Annotated in this window: 18 protein-coding genes; 10 read left to right on the top strand and 8 right to left on the bottom strand. The window is 69.9% G+C overall.

Annotated features, from left to right (window positions below; all coding sequences use genetic code 11):
- Positions 1 to 18 precede the first annotated feature (18 nt).
- Entirely contained in the window at positions 19 to 438 is a 420-nt protein-coding gene (locus tag ACZ6SA_RS09160; RefSeq protein ID WP_347646611.1) for a hypothetical protein, read from the top strand.
- A gap of 55 nt (positions 439 to 493) precedes the next feature.
- On the opposite strand, the gene ACZ6SA_RS09165 is transcribed toward ACZ6SA_RS09160, so the two are convergent.
- Positions 494 to 1,684 (bottom strand): epoxide hydrolase family protein, encoded by a 1,191-nt coding sequence (locus tag ACZ6SA_RS09165; RefSeq protein ID WP_465827341.1) that lies wholly within the window; start codon positions 1,682 to 1,684, stop codon positions 494 to 496.
- Between the two features lie 61 nt (positions 1,685 to 1,745).
- Between ACZ6SA_RS09165 and ACZ6SA_RS09170 the strand changes: the two genes are divergently transcribed.
- Positions 1,746 to 2,711, top strand: a complete 966-nt coding sequence (locus ACZ6SA_RS09170) for a helix-turn-helix transcriptional regulator (RefSeq protein WP_465827342.1) — start codon at positions 1,746 to 1,748, stop codon at positions 2,709 to 2,711.
- Positions 2,712 to 2,771: 60 nt separating this feature from the next.
- Here the strand turns inward: ACZ6SA_RS09170 and ACZ6SA_RS09175 are convergent, their stop codons facing one another.
- The 3 genes from ACZ6SA_RS09175 to sucC form a co-directional block, all read right to left on the bottom strand.
- Entirely contained in the window at positions 2,772 to 4,412 is a 1,641-nt protein-coding gene (locus tag ACZ6SA_RS09175; protein ID WP_465827343.1) for a cell division protein PerM, read from the bottom strand.
- 301 nt (positions 4,413 to 4,713) lie between these two features.
- Complete coding sequence (gene sucD, locus ACZ6SA_RS09180) at positions 4,714 to 5,589, bottom strand: succinate--CoA ligase subunit alpha (protein ID WP_347616666.1); 876 nt, start codon at positions 5,587 to 5,589, stop codon at positions 4,714 to 4,716.
- Positions 5,590 to 5,592: 3 nt separating this feature from the next.
- The gene (sucC, locus tag ACZ6SA_RS09185; protein ID WP_347646732.1) at positions 5,593 to 6,774 is read right to left on the bottom strand and encodes an ADP-forming succinate--CoA ligase subunit beta; all 1,182 of its coding nucleotides are present in this window, start codon (positions 6,772 to 6,774) and stop codon (positions 5,593 to 5,595) included.
- Positions 6,775 to 7,426: 652 nt separating this feature from the next.
- Here sucC and ACZ6SA_RS09190 point away from each other — a divergent pair.
- A complete protein-coding gene (locus ACZ6SA_RS09190; protein ID WP_465827345.1) occupies positions 7,427 to 8,299 on the top strand; it encodes a hypothetical protein in 873 nt (290 codons plus the stop codon).
- A 135-nt stretch (positions 8,300 to 8,434) separates the two neighbouring features.
- Here ACZ6SA_RS09190 and galE read toward each other — a convergent pair whose 3' ends face one another.
- Positions 8,435 to 9,412 carry a UDP-glucose 4-epimerase GalE gene (gene galE / locus ACZ6SA_RS09195; RefSeq protein WP_465827347.1) on the bottom strand — a complete coding sequence of 326 codons (978 nt, stop codon included), beginning with the start codon at positions 9,410 to 9,412 and terminating at the stop codon, positions 8,435 to 8,437.
- A gap of 403 nt (positions 9,413 to 9,815) precedes the next feature.
- On the opposite strand from galE, the gene ACZ6SA_RS09200 reads away from it, so the two are divergent.
- The 6 genes from ACZ6SA_RS09200 (at position 9,816) to ACZ6SA_RS09225 (ending at position 13,962) form a co-directional block, all read left to right on the top strand.
- On the top strand, positions 9,816 to 11,279 hold the full coding sequence (locus ACZ6SA_RS09200) for a glutamate-cysteine ligase family protein (RefSeq protein ID WP_465827348.1): 1,464 nt from the start codon (positions 9,816 to 9,818) through the stop codon (positions 11,277 to 11,279).
- Complete coding sequence (locus tag ACZ6SA_RS09205) at positions 11,276 to 11,920, top strand: neutral zinc metallopeptidase (RefSeq protein ID WP_347646604.1); 645 nt, start codon at positions 11,276 to 11,278, stop codon at positions 11,918 to 11,920. Before ACZ6SA_RS09200 ends, ACZ6SA_RS09205 begins: the two co-directional genes overlap by 4 nt.
- A gap of 98 nt (positions 11,921 to 12,018) precedes the next feature.
- Complete coding sequence (locus ACZ6SA_RS09210) at positions 12,019 to 12,276, top strand: WhiB family transcriptional regulator (RefSeq protein WP_347646603.1); 258 nt, start codon at positions 12,019 to 12,021, stop codon at positions 12,274 to 12,276.
- An 84-nt stretch (positions 12,277 to 12,360) separates the two neighbouring features.
- Positions 12,361 to 13,065 carry a CPBP family intramembrane glutamic endopeptidase gene (locus tag ACZ6SA_RS09215; RefSeq protein WP_347646602.1) on the top strand — a complete coding sequence of 235 codons (705 nt, stop codon included), beginning with the start codon at positions 12,361 to 12,363 and terminating at the stop codon, positions 13,063 to 13,065.
- Positions 13,066 to 13,327: 262 nt separating this feature from the next.
- Positions 13,328 to 13,552 (top strand): type II toxin-antitoxin system VapB family antitoxin, encoded by a 225-nt coding sequence (locus tag ACZ6SA_RS09220; protein ID WP_132631692.1) that lies wholly within the window; start codon positions 13,328 to 13,330, stop codon positions 13,550 to 13,552.
- Positions 13,552 to 13,962 (top strand): PIN domain-containing protein, encoded by a 411-nt coding sequence (locus ACZ6SA_RS09225; RefSeq protein ID WP_465827351.1) that lies wholly within the window; start codon positions 13,552 to 13,554, stop codon positions 13,960 to 13,962. Before ACZ6SA_RS09220 ends, ACZ6SA_RS09225 begins: the two co-directional genes overlap by 1 nt.
- 16 nt (positions 13,963 to 13,978) lie before the next feature.
- On the opposite strand, the gene ACZ6SA_RS09230 is transcribed toward ACZ6SA_RS09225, so the two are convergent.
- Positions 13,979 to 14,698, bottom strand: a complete 720-nt coding sequence (locus ACZ6SA_RS09230) for a PIG-L deacetylase family protein (protein WP_347646600.1) — start codon at positions 14,696 to 14,698, stop codon at positions 13,979 to 13,981.
- A 95-nt stretch (positions 14,699 to 14,793) separates the two neighbouring features.
- Here ACZ6SA_RS09230 and pcrA point away from each other — a divergent pair, with 95 nt between their 5' ends.
- Entirely contained in the window at positions 14,794 to 17,046 is a 2,253-nt protein-coding gene (pcrA, locus tag ACZ6SA_RS09235) for a DNA helicase PcrA (protein ID WP_465827352.1), read from the top strand.
- A gap of 100 nt (positions 17,047 to 17,146) precedes the next feature.
- On the opposite strand, the gene ACZ6SA_RS09240 is transcribed toward pcrA, so the two are convergent.
- Positions 17,147 to 17,779, bottom strand: coding sequence for a response regulator transcription factor (locus tag ACZ6SA_RS09240; RefSeq protein WP_347646599.1), 633 nt, complete (start codon positions 17,777 to 17,779; stop codon positions 17,147 to 17,149).
- Positions 17,776 to 18,987 (bottom strand): ATP-binding protein, encoded by a 1,212-nt coding sequence (locus tag ACZ6SA_RS09245; RefSeq protein WP_347646598.1) that lies wholly within the window; start codon positions 18,985 to 18,987, stop codon positions 17,776 to 17,778. The genes ACZ6SA_RS09240 and ACZ6SA_RS09245 overlap by 4 nt, the downstream gene beginning before the upstream one ends.
- Between the last annotated feature and the right edge of the window lie 22 nt (positions 18,988 to 19,009).

A 19,009-nucleotide genomic window follows, 5' to 3' on the forward strand; every position in this document is an offset into this window, starting at 1 on the left:
CGACGCAGAGGAGGTCAGGTGTCGACACCGGTGAAGGCACCGGCAGGCCAGCAGCCCGCTGAATCGGCGGGCCGCCGAGCGATCTGGTTGTCCATCGCAGCGCTGGCCATGACGTTCATGTTGCCGCTCGCGGGCCTGGTCATGGCGTTGTTCGCGCTCATGGCCGGCATCAAGGCTCTGCCGCTGCTCAAAGGCGAGGGCAAGCCCACGGGCGTCGCTGTGGGCGGCATCACCGTCTCTGCGATCGCCCTGGCGCTGTCCGCGATGGCCACGGGGATGCAGCTCTACCTGATGGACGAATACTCCGCCTACCAGGAGTGCATGAAGGGCGCGGGCACGGTGTCGTCCCAGGGCGAGTGTTTCACGCAGTTCAGGGACGCGGCTGAGCGCAAGCTCCCGGCCGACGTGCTCGAACTGCTCGGCGCCATGCAACCGTAGGCGCGTCTCTTCACGCGGACCTGGCCTCAGGCCGGTCGGCCGCCCGCCGCCAGGGTCACCGTGCGACGCGGAAGAACTCCCGCAGGTCGCCGACCAGCAGGTCGGGCGTTTCCAGCGCCGGGAAGTGGCCACCCCGGTCGAACTCCGACCAGTGGCGGACGGTGTTCGCCGGGTCGGCGAGGGTGCGGATCGTCATATCCGCCGCGAACACCGCGATCCCCTGCGGCGGCGCCGGCACGGACGGCCACTCCGCCTGGTCGGCGCCGAACTGGCCGGAGGCCATCTCGCGGTAGGCGCGCATGCCCTCGTACAGCATGTCGGCCGAGGACGCGCCGGAGCCGGTGAACCAGTACAGGCTCACGCCGGTGAGCAGCCGGTCGCGGTCCACCGCGTCATCGGGTAGATCGGCGGCAGGATCAGTCCATTCTTTGAACTTCTCCGCGATCCACGCCAGCTGTCCGATCGGCGAGTCGTTCAGCGAGTAGCCAAGGGTCCGCGGGCGGGTGGACTGCAGGTGCAGATAGCCGAGGCCGTCCTGGCGGGCGGCGTTGAAGCGCTCGGCGCGGGCTCGGTCCGCGCCGGACAGGCCGTCCAGCTCGATGGGCGGGCCGAAGGGGTACGGCGACGGACCGTTGATATGGGTGGCGACCACACGACCCGGGGCGGCCATGGGCAGCAGCATGCTCACACCGCCCCCGACGTCACCGCCTTGCGCGGCGAACCGCTCGTACCCGAGCCGGGCCATCAGCTCCCCGAACGCGGCGGCCACCCGGAACAGGTTGCCCCAGCCCGGGTCCCGCACCGGGTTGGAGAACGCGAAGCCGGGCAGCGACGGGACCACGACGTGGAACGCGTCCGCCGGATCACCGCCGTGCGCGCGAGGGTCGGTCAGCGGCCCGATCACGTCCAGGAAGTCCACGAACGAGCCGGGCCAGCCGTGGAAGAGAATCAGCGGCAGCGCGTCCGGCTCGGGCGAGCGGACATGCAGGAAGTGGATGTCCTGGCCGTCGATCGTGGTCACGAACTGCGGGTACCCGTTCAGTGTCTTCTCCTGCGCACGCCAGTCGAAGCCGTTCGCCCAGTAGCCCGCCAAGTCCTTGAGGTAGTCCACGGGAACGCCGCGCTCCCACCCGGTTCCGCGGATCTGCCGGGGCCAGCGGGTGCGGGTGAGGCGATCGCGCAGGTCGTCCAGTTCGGCCTGCGGAATGTCGACGCGGAACGGGCGGATGTCCGTGTTGGAGTTCATACCGGGAACGTAGGAGCGATACCGGAACCAGCCGTTCCTGTATGCGGGCAGACTTTGCCCTATGTCGGACACAGCACAACGACTGCTGCGGCTGCTCTCCTTGTTGCAGACGCCGCGGGACTGGAGCGGACCAGAGCTGGCCGAGCGTCTCGGCGTCACCGCGCGCACCGTGCGCAACGATGTCGAACGCCTGCGCGGTCTCGGCTATCCGGTGCACGGGATCAGGGGCGTCACCGGCGGTTACCGGCTCGGACCTGGTGCGCGGTTGCCGCCGCTGCTGCTCGATGACGACGAGGCGGTCGCCGTCGCGGTCGGCCTCCGGGTGGGCGCCACGCAGGGAGCGGTCACCGGCATCGAGGAGGCGGCGCTGCGTGCCTTGACCAAGCTGGAACAGCTGCTGCCGTCACGGCTTCGCCACCGTGTCAACGGCTTGCGCGCCTACCTCGTCCCGCTCCCGCACGCGGGTTCCCGGGTGGACGCCGACACGCTCACCGCGATCGCGGCGGCCTCGCGCGACCACGAGCGGCTCCGGTTCGACTACGCCGCACATGACGGGTCGGCCGGCCGCCGCGAGGTCGAGCCGCACCGGCTCGCGCACAGCCGTGGCCGCTGGTACCTGGTCGGGTGGGACGTCGCGAGGTCCGACTGGCGCACGTTCCGGGTGGACCGGATGCGGTTGCGGACCCCGAACGGCCCCCGGTTCACGCCACGCGAGGAACCCGGCGGTGACCTCGTCGGCCATGTCACCACCGGCCTGGCCACCGCGACCTGGCAGTGCAGGGCACGGGTGACGGTCCGCGCACCGGCCGAGCACGTACGCGACCGGCTGCCGTCCGGCGTCCGGGTGGAGCCCTTGGGCGATGACGCCTGCGTGGCCGAGGTCGGCTCGGACACACCGCAGATGCTGGCCTGCTATCTCGGCATGCTCGGCGCCGGCTTCGAGGTCACCGAGCCGCCCGAACTCGTCGCGGAGATCCGCGCGCTGGCCGAGCGCTACCGGCGGGCGGTTCCGGAGGGAACACCTTGACGTACGTCGCCGCGCGGCGTGCCGGCCGTCGAGCCGCCCGACCGGACGGCCGTCACAGCGCTAGTCGCGGTCCCAGGCGTAGGGGTCGACGTAGATGACGTGGCCGCCGCGGTCGTCCGACTCGTCGACGATGTCCTTGCGCGGCGGGCGGGCGTCCGGCCCCGGACTCGGCTCCGGCACGCGCGAGCGGGACTGGGCCAGCGTCTCGGCCGCCGCCGACGCGTGCTCGTCCTGCCAGTCGTCCCTGATGACGGGGATCTCCTGGGTGTCGGCCTCCGTCGCGTCCATCCAGTGGCCGGGCAGCGGGCGCGGATCGGACTCGGCCAGCCCCACCTTGCTCGCCGCCTTGGCCAGCGCGGCCCCGGCCTTGCGCACGGGGGCGGCCGCCTTGTCGAGGGGTGTGCGGGCGCGTTTGTTGAGCAGCAGCAGGTTGGTCACGCCGGCGGAGATGCCCGCGGCCACGCCGACCTCAAGAGCCACCGACAGCGCCACCTCCCAGGGAGACGGCCCGACCGTGGCGAGCTTGCCGCCGCCGATGGGGCCGCCGGACAGCGCGGCCAGGACCCCCGCCACGACGCCTGTGGAGACCCCGCTGAGGAACCCCCACAGCGGCGCCGCCTCGTAGGACGGCGACGGCGAGATCCTGGCCACCATCACGCCCGCCACCGCTCCGGCCGCGAACGGCAGCGCGATCACCGCCATCATCCACGCCGGCACGGTGCCGCTCTCCGGCAGCGCCCCCAGCAGCGGCAGGCTCGGAACCGTGCCGAGTTGCACCCCGGTGGGCGCGACCAGGGTGTCGGCGCCGATCGCGAACCCCGGCCCCGCGATGTAGGACAGGGCCCAGACGACGGCGTTGAGGGCGTAGAGGAGTTGCAGCAGCAACAGCAGCACCCCGCCCACGAACCCGGGCGAGAGCACGCTGGACAGCTCCTGGATCTGCCCGAGGTTGAGCACGATGGCGACCAGCACGAGCGCGAGCCCGGCCACGAGCAGCACCGCCGTGGCGACGGCCGTGCCGACGGTCAGGGCGCGCACCCGCTCGGGCAGCAGCCGCAACATGACCCGCCAGGGCCCGATCATCCGCGCCGTGGCCAGCGAGCCGGCGAGGAACGCCAGCACGAAGTGGCTGAACAGCGTCTCGCCGAGGAACGGCTGGGTGATCTCGTTGCGCGCGACGAGCGCGATCAGTCCGGCGAGCAGCGCGTACGGGGCCGCCAGCGACACCCCCGCCTGCACCACGAGCACCAGCTGGGCCCGCCGCCGGGCCCCCGCCTGCGCCTTCGGGCTGTTCTTCGGCAGCCGGGCGGGCAGGCGCAGCCGCAGGTCGGCGTCGCGAGCCATCCATCGTGCCGCGCGGTAGAGCAGCACGGCGGGCAGCAGCATCAGCCCCAGCGGCAGCAGGCCGACCCGCCCGCCTGGGATCGCGAACCCGGCGTGGTGCGCGGCCAGCCAGAGCTGCGCCGCCGTACGGAACACGCCCGGCAGCCCGGCTTCGAGCGTGCCGCGTGGCGCTGCGATCCAGCCGACCAGCGTGAGCGTGGTGAGCGCCGCCAGCCCGACGCCGAGCGTGGCGGCGGCCGCCAGCATCCCCGACACGGGCAGCGGCCGCCTGGTCTCGTCGTCGTCGCTCGAGACCCCGGGCAGTCGGCCGAGCACCGACCGGGGGGCGGCACGTAGCTGGTCGAGAATCGCCGTCACAGTAGGCGATTTTCTCAAGCTTTCCCGACCAGCGCTTGGTTGACGCGCCGCCCGCCCTTACTTTGTGGCCGCCGATCCCGTCCCGGTCGCGCGACGCTCTCCGTCTCCATCCTTCACGACGCTCCTTTACGGCGCTGCCGTGGTTGCCCCAGCCGCCGACCGGGGCCGGCGCCAGTCCAGGGAGACGCTGCTGAGCCGGTCAGTGGCGCGCCGCCGCCACGACGACTCGCTGACCGTGTTCCGTGGCAGACGAGAAGCCCCGCACGGGATCGGTCCCGTGCGGGGCTGCCAGGGCAGGCGCTCAGCGAGCCTGCATGATCTCGCGCATGAGGCGGGCCGTCTCGGAGGGGGTCTTGCCGACGCGGACGCCGACCTTCTCCAGGGCCTCCTTCTTCGCCTGGGCGGTGCCGGCGGAGCCGGACACGATGGCGCCCGCGTGGCCCATCGTCTTGCCCTCTGGGGCGGTGAAGCCCGCGACGTAGGCCACGACCGGCTTGGTGACGTGCTGCTCGATGTAGGCGGCGGCCCGTTCCTCGGCGTCGCCGCCGATCTCGCCGATCATCACGATCGCGTCGGTGGCGGGGTCTTCCTGGAACGCCTGGAGCGCGTCGATGTGCGTGGTGCCGATGACCGGGTCGCCGCCGATGCCCACGGCGGTGGAGAAGCCGAAGTCGCGAAGCTCGTACATCAGCTGGTAGGTGAGCGTGCCGGACTTCGAGACCAGGCCGATGCGGCCGGCGGTGGTGATGTCGGCGGGGATGATGCCGGCGTTGGAGGCGCCGGGGGAGGCGATGCCCGGGCAGTTGGGGCCGATGATGCGGGTCTTGTTGCCCTTGGCCACCGCGTAGGCCCAGAACTCGGTCGAGTCGTGCACCGGCACGCCCTCGGTGATGACCACGCAGAGCGGCATCTCGGCGTCGATGGCCTCCTTGACCGCGTCCTTGGTGAACGCCGGGGGCACGAACACGACCGACACGTCGGCGCCGGTCTGCTCCATCGCCTCCTTGACCGTCCCGAACACGGGCAGGCCCTCGTGCGTGGTGCCGGCCTTGCGGGCGTTGACGCCGCCGACCACGCGGGCGCCGGAGGCGAGCATGCGGCGGGTGTGCTTGGTGCCCTCGCCGCCCGTCATGCCCTGAACGATGATCTTGCTGTTCTCGGTCAACCAGATGGCCATGGGTCACACACCTGCCGCAGCGAGCTCGGCGGCCCGCTTGGCCGCGTCGTCCATCGTGTCTACCAGCTCGACCCGCGGGAGTGCGGCGTCGGCCAGGATCTGCCGCCCGAGCTGGGCGTTGTTGCCGTCGAGGCGGACCACCAGGGGATGGGTCACGGCCTCGCCACGGCTCTCCAGCAGCTTGAACGCCGAGACGATGCCGTTGGCGACGGCGTCGCAGGCGGTGATGCCGCCGAAGACGTTCACGAAGATCGACTTGACGCTCGGGTCGGAGAGGATGATCTCCAGGCCCGCGGCCATGACCTCGGCCGAGGCGCCGCCGCCGATGTCGAGGAAGTTCGCGGGGGACGGCTTGCCGGGGAACTGCTCGCCCGCGTAGGCCACCACGTCGAGCGTGGACATGACCAGGCCCGCGCCGTTGCCGATGATGCCGACGTCGCCGTCGAGCTTGACGTAGTTGAGGTCCTTCTCCTTGGCCTTGGCCTCGAGCGGGTCCTCGGCCGCCTTGTCGGCGAGCGCCTCGTGGTCGGGCTGGCGGAACGTGGCGTTGTCGTCGAGGGTGACCTTGCCGTCGAGGGCCTTCACCTGGCCGTCGGCCGACAGGATCATGGGGTTGACCTCGACGAGCGTGGCGTCTTCGTCGACGAAGCAGCACCACAGCTTCTCGATGAGCTCGGCGGCGCCGTCGAGCGCCTTGTCCGGCAGGCCGCCGGCCACCGCGATCTCGCGGGCCTTGGCGCGGTCGATGCCGGTCAGCGCCGAGACCGGCACCTTGGCGACCTTCTCCGGCGCGGTGTGGGCGACCTCTTCGATGTCCATGCCGCCGGCGGCGGAGCAGATCGCGAGGAATGTACGGTTGGCGCGGTCGAGCAGGAAGGAGAAGTAATACTCCTCCGCGATCGCGCTGGCCTCCTCCACGAGCACCTTGTGGACCGTGTGGCCCTTGATGTCCATGCCGAGGATGGCGGTGGCCTTCTCGACGGCGTCGGCGGCGTCGGCCGCCACCTTCACACCGCCGGCCTTGCCACGGCCACCGGTCTTGACCTGTGCCTTGACAACAACGCGGCCTGTCAGCTCCTCGGCCGCCGACCGCACCTCCTCCACGGTGTGGGCGACGATGCCGCGTGGCACCGGGATGCCGTAGTCAGCGAAGAGTTCCTTCGCCTGATGTTCGAACAGGTCCACGAGGGGTCCGTCCTCTTCCCATTTGTCGCTCACCCTCCTCACTCGCTCCGTGGAGTGCCTTCTGCGTCGGCCCTCCACTCCGCTCGCTGCGTCGGGTTCGCTCCTTGCTTATCCGACTGAATGTTCGACGCTTGTCCGACTGATGTTCGGCGGCCCGGGCACCTGCACTTACGGTCGCGTCCGCTTCGCCGTTCGGTGGCATCGTGCCTCGCTCTCTCACGGCGAGCTCCTACGCTCAGGGTGCGTGCCGGGCGTTTCCGCCAGTGAAGCCTAGCCCGAAGCTTGACCTGACCAGGTCATCGGGTGGGGGTTCTCGCGCTATGTGACGGTGATCTCACTTCTCCACGACGGCATCTGCACGAATTTTGCACCGATTCGACGGCATACGCCCCGGTTCTCGATATACGGTCGTGATCTTCGATTGGCAGAATCGATGCCTCTTCCTTTTGGAACCAGAGGAAACTTGTATGAACCGATTTGTCGCGGCCGGGCGGTGACCACGGCCGCACGCACGGGGGCACACGGCGTTCCTTGAGGAAGACCCGATCCGCTCGCTCGGCGGCATTCCGTAATGGCCGGCCCGCCGAGCCGCTCCACAAGGCCCTACTTCTGCCTTGACCTCAACAACAGAACTTCGACGAAGGAAATCCGCATGAAGCGAATCCTGACCGGCGTGGCGTTAGCCACGACCGCCGCGCTGGTGACCGCCACCCCGGCGATGGCCGCCCCCAAGGACCCCGTGGTCGCCGTCAAGAAGCGGATGACCCCCGGCAAGGGGGTGAGCTTCACCGAGCGCACGACCGTCTCCCAGGGCAACAAGCGCGAGGTGTTCCTCCGGCGCAGCGGCACCCTGCAGTTCAGCAGGTCGGGCATCGCCGCCTCCGACATCACCGGCAAGCTCAACATCACCTCCAAGGACCTGGGCGACGTACCGGACAGCGAGTTCGGCGAGATCCTCAGGGCCGTGGCCAAGCCCGAGCGCACGATCAGGGTCGGCACCACGGCCTACCTCTCCGGCAACATGTGGACGACCCTGCTGCCCGAGGGCAAGACCTGGTTCAAGGCGCCCAAGGGCCCGCCCGGCGGCATCACCGGCACGTACGGCCAGCCCGTCAACGTCGGCGAATACTCCACGCTCAAGACCCTGCTCAAGGGCGCCAAGGCCACCAGCCACGGCTACAAGGGCACCATCAAGCTGGGCGCCCTGTGGAAGGCCTCGCCCTGGCTGCGCGCCGGCTCGCCGAGCAAGCCGTCCGCCAAGGCGCTGAAGGCCCCGATCGCGTGGCGGCTCACCGTGAACGCGGCCGGCCTGCCGACGCGCCTCGTCACGACGTTCTCCTCAACGGTGAACGGCACCGGCGACAAGGGCAGCGTGAGCGTGGACACGAGATACACCGGCTGGGGCAAGGCCGTGTCGATCAAGGCGCCGGCGGCCAAGGACGTCGCGACCTCGTTCGAGGACGGCCGGGAGGACATCTCCAGCCTGACCGAGATCCCCCTCGGCGTGTTCGCCGTCACCGGCTGACCTGCTGACCGTCCGCGCCTCTCCCTCCCCAGGACGGGAGAGGCGCGTACCGGGCGGGATGGGCGCCGCGCAGAGCGGGACGGATGCCGTACCGGACGGGAAGGGCGCGGCCGCGCGGGAGAGGGGCGGCCGGGCTCAGCCCAGTCTGGACTCCCGGAGGGCCGCCCATTCGAGAGAGTGCCTGATGCCCTCGTCGAGGGAGTGGCGGGCCTGCCAGTCCAGCAGGCGGCGGGCCCGGTCGCTGCGGGTGTAGGCGCCGGGCACGTCGCCGGGGCGGGCGGGGGCCTCGACGACCTCGATGGGACGGTCCACGACCCGGTTGAACGCCTCGGCCAGCTCGCGGACCGTGGTGCCCGCGCCGGTGCCCAGGTTGATCACGTCGGTGTCCAGTCCGTCGAACCTGCGCAGGGCCGCCACGTGCGCGGTCGCCAGATCCCAGACGTGCACGTAGTCGCGGATGCCGGTGCCGTCTCTCGTCGGGTAGCCGGTGCCGGTGATCTGGAAGGGCACGCCGTCCTCGTACGCCTCGATCATCTTGCCCAGGGCGTGGCTGGGACGGCGCAGTTGCAGGCCGGTGCGCATCCGCGGGTCGGCGCCGACCGGGTTGAAGTAGCGCAGGGACAGGATCCTGATCGGGCGGCCGGCCGCGATGTCGGCGAACATCGCCTCGCACACCGCCTTGGTCTGCGCGTACGGGCTCTGAGGGGCGAGCGGCGAGTCCTCGTCCACCGTGTGGTCCGCGCCCGCCTGGTAGATCGACGCGGAGGAGCTGAAGATCATCCGCTCGCACCCGTTGCGGAGCAGGTGGTCGACGAGTTCGAGGCTCTTGGCGACGTTCGCGCGGTAGTAGCCGATGGGGTCGGCCACGGAATCCGGCACCACGATGAGCGCCGCGCAGTGGACGACAGCCTCGATATCCGGATTTTCGGCGAATATCTTGTCAATCAGTGGGCCATCGCCGATATCTCCCTCATAGAACACCCGCCCTTCGGCGAACTCCCTCCGCCCCGTCACAAGGCTGTCCAGAATCACGGGAGTGATCCCGGCGTCCAGGCACGCCGACGCGACCGTGCTGCCGATATAACCCGCCCCGCCAGTTATCAGAACACGCATCCCAGCACCCTAGCCTCGCCTCAGCTCTCCTGCCCGTCCGATCCTTTACGGCTCCGCCAAGGCCGGCCACCCACCGCACGCCGGCCGGGGACCTTCCAGGGCAACGCTTTCTGACCCTTCAGTGGCGCGCCGCCGCCACGGAGCGCCCCGCAGGCCGTGTTCCGTGGTGACCCGTTGCCCCGTGGCGACCGGCGCCGCGTGAACCGCTCACGCCGGGCCCCTCCGTCTCCGTACCGACGGGTATCGAGGTGCGGCAGGCCGCTCTCAGAAACGGTGGCCGGGGGCCGTCCGGTGACCGGCGGTTTCGGCGGTGGTCCATGGGACGTCATCCGGCGGCCCAGGCTGCGGTAAAGACTGGCCTGCGCTCTGGTTTTGGCGGCGTTGGCGTGCGACATTTCCTGATATGGGCAGGGACGTGCCAGTCGTCGCCTTCAGCCGGGACGACCGCCGGAAATATCGGGAAAAGGTGCGTCGGTGCCTCGACGTCTTCGCCCAGATGTTGCGCGAATCCCGCTTCGACTTCGAACGCCCGCTCGCCGGACTGGAGATCGAGCTCAACATCGTGGACGCGCGCGGCGAGGCCGTCATGCGCAACGCCCAGGTGCTCGCCGCCATCGAGCGGCCGGACTGGGCGACGGAGCTGGGCCAGTTCAACATCGAGATCAACATCGAGCCCCGGGAGCTCGGCGGCGACGGCGCGCTCCTCCTGGAGAACGACATCAGGGCGCGGCTCAACCACGCCGAGGATCGCGCCCGCTCCCAGGACGCCCACCTGGCCCTGGTCGGCATCCTGCCCACCCTGCGCGAGCAGGACATCGGCGAGGGCACGCTCTCCGCGAACCCCCGCTACCGCCTGCTCAACGAGCAGATCTTCGCGGCCCGCGGCGAGGACCTGCACCTGTCCATCGAGGGCGTCGAACGCCTCGACACGCACGCGGACAGCATCACGCCCGAAGCCGCCTGCACCAGCGTGCAGCTCCACCTTCAGGTCAGCCCCGAGGCGTTCGGCGCCCACTGGAACGCGGCCCAGATCATCGCCGCCCCCCAGGTCGCGGCCGCGGCCAACTCGCCCTACCTGTTCGGCAAGGAGCTGCACCGCGAGACCAGGATGGCGCTGTTCGAGCAGGCCACGGACACGCGGCCGGCGGAGCTGAAGACGCAGGGCGTACGGCCGAGAGTCTGGTTCGGCGAGCGGTGGATCACGAGCGTCTTCGACCTCTTCGAGGAGAACGTCAGCTACTTCCCCGCGCTGCTGCCCCTCTGCGAGAGCGAGGACCCGCGCGCGGAGCTCGAACAGGGCCGCATGCCGGAGCTCCACGAGCTCACCCTGCACAACGGCACGATCTACCGATGGAACCGGCCGGTGTACGCGGTGGTGAGCGGGGTGCCGCACCTGCGCGTCGAGAACCGGGTGCTGCCCGCCGGACCCTCCGTGGCCGACATCACCGCCAACGCGGCCTTCTACTACGGGTTGATGCGCGTCCTGCCGTACGCCGAGCGGCCGCTGTGGAGCCGGATGTCGTTCCAGGCGGCGGCCGACAACCTCGCCGCCGCGGCCCGGCACGGGCTGGACGCGCGGCTGTACTGGCCAGGGGTGGGCGAGGTGCCCGCGGCCGAGCTGATCCTGCGCCGCCTGCTGCCCATGGCCCAGGAGGGGCTGGCCGCGTGGGGCGTGGACGGGCCCGTCGCCGACCGGCTGCTCGGCATCATCGAGGGACGCTGCATCGCCGGCCGTACGGGCGCGAGCTGGCAGGTGGAGCGCGTGCACGCGCACGGAGGCGACCGGCACGAGGCGCTGCGGGCCATGACGCTGGAGTACATCGAGCGCATGCACAGCAACGAGCCCGTGCACACTTGGGATGTGTGAAGCCTGTGATCCGAGCCCTGGTTCTCGTCCTGGTCCTGCTGGTCGGCGCGTGCGGCATCACCCGGCCGGCGTCCATGGACACGGAGGGCGCCGACTCCTTCGAGGAGGACGTCCGCACGGCACGTACGTTGTCGGAGGCGTTCTGGAAGCAGCAGTTCGAGCAGTTAGGCCGGATATATCGGCCACTGACCGCCTTCGTCCCCTACGCGGGCCGCTCCGGCCCTGCCTGCGGCAACGAGCCCGCAGTCCCGAACAACGCCTTCTACTGTCCGCTCGGTCACTTCGTCGCGTTTGACCGGGACTGGATGGAGGCGCTGTGGACGGAGATGGGCGACGGATCCGTCTATGTGATCATCCCGCATGAGATAGGGCACGCCGTACAGGCGCAGCTCCAGACGGGCTTCCAGCTGAACGTGCAGGCGGAGCTCCAGGCCGACTGCTACGCGGGCGGCACCCTGTCCGCCCTGGTGAACTCGGGCGCGCTGCGGGCGGAGGAGGGCGACGAGGAAGAGCTGCTCTACAGCCTGGAGGCGGCGGGCGACCCGACGGACGACTGGCTCGACCCCTCGGCACACGGAACGGCGGCGCAACGTCAGGCCTCGTTCGCGAGGGGATACCGGGACGGGGTGAGCGCCTGCTGACGCCGTACGGACCGGACGGCCCTCCACCCCAGGGATGTACGCGCGCGTCAACCGAGAGGATGATGTGTCCGATCATGACCACGCTCTACCTTTGACCCATGTCACTGGAGGAGATCGGCTGGCTGCGCAGGGGCGCGTGCAGGTCCAGCGACCCTGACCTCTTCTTCCCCCTCGCCCCCACACCGCTGCAGGAGGCGCGGGCCAAAGCGGTCTGCGCCGGCTGCCAGGTCATCGAGGAGTGCCGTTCCTACGCGTTAAGGGAGGGCGAGGCGGAGGGCATCTGGGGCGGCCTCACCCCGCAGGAGCGCCGCCGCACCCGCTTCCCCGAGGGCTGGCGCCGTCCCGCCGCCTCCTGACGGCCTGTGTTACGTCGCCCGCCTCCTGACGGCCTGTGCTCCGTCGCCCGCCCCCTGACGACGCGGGCGACGTAGCCTGCAGGGGTGCTGCTTCGCTCGATCGCGATCCTCGCCGCCGCCAACATCATGAACAACAAGATCGCCCCCCGGCTCGGCCCGGTGACGTCCGCCGCCGCGACGGCCGCCCTGGTGGCGATGGCCCGCAGGTCCGGCCTTTCGTGGCAGGAGCTCGGCTTCGAGCACGGCCGCCGGGGCGCGATCGCGGGCGGCGCCCTTGCCGCCGGAGTGGCCGCCGTCTACACGGTCGGCATCTCGATGCCGCGCACCAGGCCCCTCTTCCACGACGACCGCGCCCTGTCGCTCTCGCGCGCCCGTGTCTGGGAGGAGGCGCTGATCCAGGTCCCCTTCGGCACGGTCCTGCTGGAAGAGGTGGGCTTCAGGGGCGCCCTCCACGCGTTGCTCCGCCAGAGGCACGGCACGGTCGCCGCCACCGGGGTCTCCTCCGCCCTGTTCGGCCTCTGGCACATCCTCCCGGCCATCGACATGGCCCGCGCCAACCCCGCGCTCGGCGCCCTGGTCGCCGACGAAGCCCCCGGGCGCCTCGACACCGCCCGCGTGGTGGCGGGCAGCGTGGTGTCCACGGCGGCGGCGGGCGTGATGTTCTGCGAGCTACGCCGCCGGGGCGGCCTGCTCACCCCCGTGATGCTGCACCTGGCCACCAACTCCTTCGGCTACCTCTTCGCCCGCCTCGCCGGCAAGCAGAAACCAAGCCCTCGCGCCTCAGCCTGAGATCTTCCGCTCATCCCGTTCTGACCACGTACGGTGACCGTCCCTCCCGTCCCGCGGTAGATCATCTACCCATCCGGGAATGAAGGTTCTCCACCCGGGAGTGAAGATCCCTCCGGCGCCTTCTGGATCGTTCCACACGACCCCTGCCTCGATGCTCTAGCGTCTGCGTGGCGCCCTTCCCGGGAAATCGCTCCTCCTCGGGAAGGGCGTATATCAAGATCGTAATTTCTGATATACGCTGGAGGTACGGAGGTGGTGTTGCATGCGTACAGTGATCGACATCGACAAGGAGCTCCTGGAGGAGGCCCAGCAGAAGCTAGGGACGCCGACCATGAAGGAGACGGTCCACATCGCACTGCAGGTGGTCATCGACAGGGACGCGGAGAGGGCAAGCGCGATCGAGGCCTTCGAGTTCTGGCGCACGGAGGGGAGCCCGGATCTGCTCGACCCGGAGATCATGAAGAATGCGTGGCGACGGCAGGACTGATGTATCTGCTGGACAAGAGCGCGCTCGCGCGCATCCGCACCAGCGACGCGGTCGCGAAGGCGCTCCATCCGCTCTACGCGGCCCGGGCCGTGGCGACCTGCAGCATCATCGATCTCGAAGTGCTCTATAGCGCCCGCGACATCGCCCACTACCAACGCATCCTTCAGGCCCAGCGCGAGTGCGTGCTGCTCCCGATGGACCAGGAGGTGCAGGCACGGGCCCTGGACGTGCAGAAACAGCTCGTAACGATCTCTCAGCACCGCGGCATCGGACCGAACGATCTGCTGATCGCCGCCTGCGCCGAGGTGCACGGGGCGACGATCCTGCACTACGACCGCGACTTCGACGTCATCTCCGAGATCACGGGGCAGCCCGCGCTCTGGGTGGTTGCCCCCGGATCGGTGCCGTAACACCGCGAGGCGGAGGTCAGTCCGTGGAGACGACCTGGAAGCCCTCCGCGTAGCGGCCCTCGCCGAAGCCGGCCTGCTCGCCCCAGGCGGCGAAACGGCTCCTGACGAAGTCGGCGAAGCCCTCCACATGAGCGACCTGGCTCACATGTGACTGCAAGGCCGCGAGCTTGCGGTCCATGGCGCCGGTGACGTCCACCCAGTGATCCGGTGCGGGGCCGCCGGTCAGCCACACCTCACGCACGGTCCAGGCCTCCAGGCCCTCGTCCCGCGCCAGCTCGGGGAAGGCGTAGGGGTTGCGGGCGTCGGGATAGACGGCGTCGAGGGCGGCGCCGCCCACCGCGCGATGGTCGGGATGGCTGGGCGCGACGAACCGGTAGTTACGATCCGGATGGTGGGTGATGACCAGGTCGGGCCTGACCTGCCGGATCACGCGGGCGATGTCACACCTGAGCTCGAGCGACGGCACCACCTGGCCGTCCGGGTAGCCGAGAAAACGCAGATCCGTGACGCCGACCGCCTTGGCGGCGGCCCGCTGCTCGGTCCTGCGCAGCTCGGCCATGCCCGAGTTGTCCAGAGTGCGTTCGTTGCCGCCCGCGTCACCGTCCGTGACCAGCAGGTACGTGACCTCCACGCCCCGGTCGACGAACAGCGCCACGCTCCCCGCCGCGCCGAAATCGGCGTCATCCGGGTGGGCGGTCACGACAAGAACCCGGTTGATCTCGCTCTCCGGCAGCATGGTTCCCCTTTCTGGACATTCCGTCGAGCACAACCGGAGCACCGGCGACGGCATTCCGTGCGACGTTTGTCGGTGGGGCGTCTTAACCTAGGTGGGTGCCGACCCAAGTCTCTGTTGACCACCCCTTGCTCGATGGCCTCAACCCGCAGCAGCGCGAGGCCGTGATCCATCATGGCAGCCCGCTGCTCATCGTCGCGGGGGCAGGGTCAGGCAAGACGCGGGTGCTGACGCATCGCATCGCCTATCTGCTGGCCGAGCGCGACGCGCATCCGGGCGAGATCCTCGCGATCACCTTCACCAACAAGGCCGCCAAGGAGATGAAGGAGCGCATCGACCAGTTGGTCGGGCCGCGCTCCAAGGCCATGTGGGTGATGACGTTCCACAGCGCCTGCATGCGCATCCTGCGGCGGGAGGCCAAGCGGCTGGGGTTCCCCTCCAGCTTCTCGATCTACGACCAGGCCGACTCCCAGCGGCTCATGGCGATGGTCTGCAGGGAGATGGAGCTCGACCCGAAGCGCTATCCGCCGCGCTCGTTCTCCGCCCAGGTCAGCAACTTCAAGAACGAGCTGGTCGACTACGAGAGCGCGCTCGACAGGGCGGGCTCGCATCTGGAGAAGACGCTCGCGCAGGCGTACAAGGCCTACCAGCTCAAGCTGACCGAGGCCGGCGCGATGGACTTCGACGACATCATCATGAACACGGTGACGTTGTTCCAGCTCTTCCCCGAGGTGGCCGAGCACTACCGGATGCGCTTCAGGCACGTGCTGGTCGACGAATACCAGGACACCAACCACGCCCAGTACATATTGATCAGGGAGCTGGTGGGGCATCCCGAGCTGCGCACCGCCGACGGCGACCTGGTGCGGTCGGGGGCCGACCAGTCGGAGCTGTGCGTGGTGGGCGACGCCGACCAGTCGATCTACGCCTTCCGCGGCGCGACGATCCGCAACATCCTGGAGTTCGAGCGCGACTATCCCGACGCGCGCACGATCATGCTGGAGCAGAACTACCGCTCCACCCAGAACATCCTGGCCGCCGCCAACGCCGTCATCGCGCGCAACGAGTCGCGCAAGCCCAAGAACCTCTGGTCCGACCAGGGCGACGGCCCCAAGATCGTGGGCTACGTCGCCGACAACGAGCACGACGAGGCCATGTTCGTGGCCCAGGAGGTCGACCGGCTCAGCGACGAGGAGGGCGTCAAGGCCGGCGACGTCGCGGTCTTCTACCGCACCAACGCCGCCTCCCGCGTGTTCGAGGAGATCTTCATCCGCACCGGCCTGCCCTACAAGGTGGTCGGGGGCGTGCGCTTCTACGAGCGCAAGGAGGTCAAGGACCTGCTGGCCTACCTGCGGGTGCTGGCCAACCCGGCCGACGTGGTGTCGCTGCGGCGCATCCTCAACGTGCCCAAGCGCGGCATCGGCGACCGGGCGGAGGCCATGATCGAGGCGCTGTCGTCGCGCGAGCGCATCTCGTTCTGGGACGCGCTGCGCAGGGCCGACGAGGCGTACGGCATGGCCACCCGCTCGCTCAACGCGGTGCGCGAGTTCGTCGCGATGATCGAGGAGCTGATCACCAAGGCCGAGGGCGTGCCGCCGTCCGCGCTGGCCGAGGAGGTGCTGGTGGCCACCGGCTACCGCGCCGAGCTGGAGGCCTCAGAAGATCCGCAGGACGAGTCGCGCCTGGAAAACCTCAACGAGCTCATCTCCGTGGCCTCCGAGTTCGAGGAGGCCAACCCGGAGGGCACGCTGGTCGAGTTCCTGGAGCAGGTGTCGCTGGTGGCCGACGCCGACCAGATCCCCGACGCCGACGGCGGGCAGGGCGTCGTCACGCTGATGACCCTGCACACCGCCAAGGGGCTGGAGTTCCCCGTCGTCTTCCTGACGGCGATGGAGGACGGCGTGTTCCCGCACATCAGGTCGCTGAGCGAGCCCAAGGAGCTGGAGGAGGAGCGGCGGCTGGCCTACGTCGGCATCACCCGGGCCCAGCAGCGGCTCTACCTCACGCGCGCGGCCGTGCGCAGCTCCTGGGGGGCGCCGTCGTTCAATCCCGCCTCCCGCTTCGTCAACGAGGTGCCGGCGCAGCTCGTCGACTGGCGCACCGACCCCGAGAAGTCCGCATGGAGCGCGGCCACGCGGCGCGAGCCGGCCGCCCGGCCCGCCCCGGCGAAGAGCGGCGGGCGCACCGTGCCGTCGCTGGCGCCGGGCGACCGGGTCAGCCATGACGCGTTCGGGCTGGGCACGGTGGTGTCCGTCGACGGGGTGGCGGAGAAGACCAAGGTCAAGATCGACTTCGGCAGCGGCGGTGAGAAGACGCTGCTGCTGGCGTACGCGCCGCTCGAGAAGCTGTAGCTCCGGCCGGCGCAGAAACCCGCGCCCGTCCCTGCCGCCCGCCGCCGGCGGTGAGATCGCTGGTGGCGGGCGTCCGCGCGGACGGTCCGGCAGTCGGGGGTCAGACCAGGCGGCGGGCGGTGGCCCAGCGGGAAAGCTCGTGGCGGTTGGAGAGCTGGAGCTTGCGCAGCACCGACGACACGTGCGTCTCCACGGTCTTGACCGAGATGAACAGCTCCTTCGCGATCTCCTTGTACGCGTAGCCGCGCGCGATCAGCCGCAGCACCTCGCGCTCGCGCTGCGTCAGCGAGTCGAGCTCAGGGTCGATGGACGGGGCCTCCGACGAGGCGAACGCGTCCAGCACGAAGCCCGCCAGCCGCGGCGAGAAGACCGCGTCGCCCTCCGACACCCTGCGGATGGCGTCGGTCAGCTCCTTGCCGCTGATGTTCTTGGTGACGTAGCCTCTGGCGCCGCCCCGGATCACGCCGATGACGTCCTCGGCGGCGTCGGAGACCGACAGGGCGAGGAAACGCACCTGGGAGCCGGAGCCCAGGACGCGGCGCAGCACCTCCTGGCCGCCGCCCCCGGGCATGTGCACGTCGAGCAGCACCACGTCGGGCTGCAGCTCGGCGATCGCCTTGACCGCGGAGTCCACGTCCTCGGCCTCGCCCACCACCTCGATCGAGTCGCCGAGTTCGGCGCGTACGCCGGAACGGAACAGCCGGTGATCATCGACGATCAACACCCGTGTCATGCCTTCTCCACCTTCATGGTCAACATCACTTCCGTGCCCTCGCCGGGCTCGGTGCGCACCCTGGCCGCGCCTCCGTGACGTTCCATTCTCCCGATGATGGACTCCCTGATTCCCATCCTGTCCAGAGGCACGGCGTCAAGGTCGAACCCCTTGCCACGATCCTTCACGAAAATCGTGACCTCTTCACCCTCTACTTCCGCATAGACGGAAATGGACGGACTGCCAGAGTATTTGGCGGCGTTGACCATCGCCTGCCGGGACGCCTTGAGCATGGCGGCCAGCTTGCCCGCCGAATCGAGGTCGATGTCTCCGACGCAGACCACCTCGATGGGCACGCCGTGCGCGTCCTCCTCCTCGGCCGCGATCCTGCGTACGGCGGCCGCCACCGTGGCGTCGGCGTCCTGGGCCGGCTGGTAGAGCCAGTTGCGCAGGTCGCGCTCCTGCGCACGGGCCAGGCGGGTGACCTCGCGCTGGTCGTGGGCGACCCGCTGGATCAGCGTGAGCGTGTGGAGCACCGAGTCGTGCACCATGGCGGCCACTTCGGCGCGTTCCTCCTGCCTGATGCGCTCACGGCGTTCGAGCTGCAGCTCTTTCCACAGGCCGGCCAGCCAGGGGGCGGCGATGACGGCCAGGCCGCCGACCACGACGGCGGTGAACAGCAGCCCCTGGCTGGCCTGGGCCAGCTCGCCCTGTGCCGCCAGGAACCCGGCCCCGCCGATCACGACGAGCACGACGCCGAGCAGCGAGCGCACCCGGTTCTTCCGCATGCTGAGGGCCGCGCCGCTCATCCAGGTCTTGCGGCGTTCCGGGTCCGCCTGCTGCCAGAGGATGAGGGCGCCGATCCCGCCCACGGCGAACGGCAACATGCCGATGCCGCCCTGGGAGGCGCCCGTCAACCAGCCGAACGCCAGCAGCGCCACCCCGATCGCGCTGAACGCGGCGAGCTGGCTCCAGTCACGCTGCGGCGGGGCGGTCCCCTGGTACGGCTGTTTCGGCGCGACCATCCACAACACCGCGTACGCGACCATGCCGATGCCGTCGACGACGCTGAGCAGCACGAACATCAGCCTGATCACCACCGGATCAAGCGAGAGCTGCGTCGCCAGCCCCTGGGCCACGCCGCCGATCAGGCGGCCCTCCATGGGGCGCATCATCCGCCGATAAGGCGTTTCGCCGCTGGGCTCGGCAAGTGTCTTCTGGTCAGCCATAACATGGCCATAGTCACACGTC

It is taken from the genome of Nonomuraea sp. NPDC049378 (assembly GCF_055586745.1).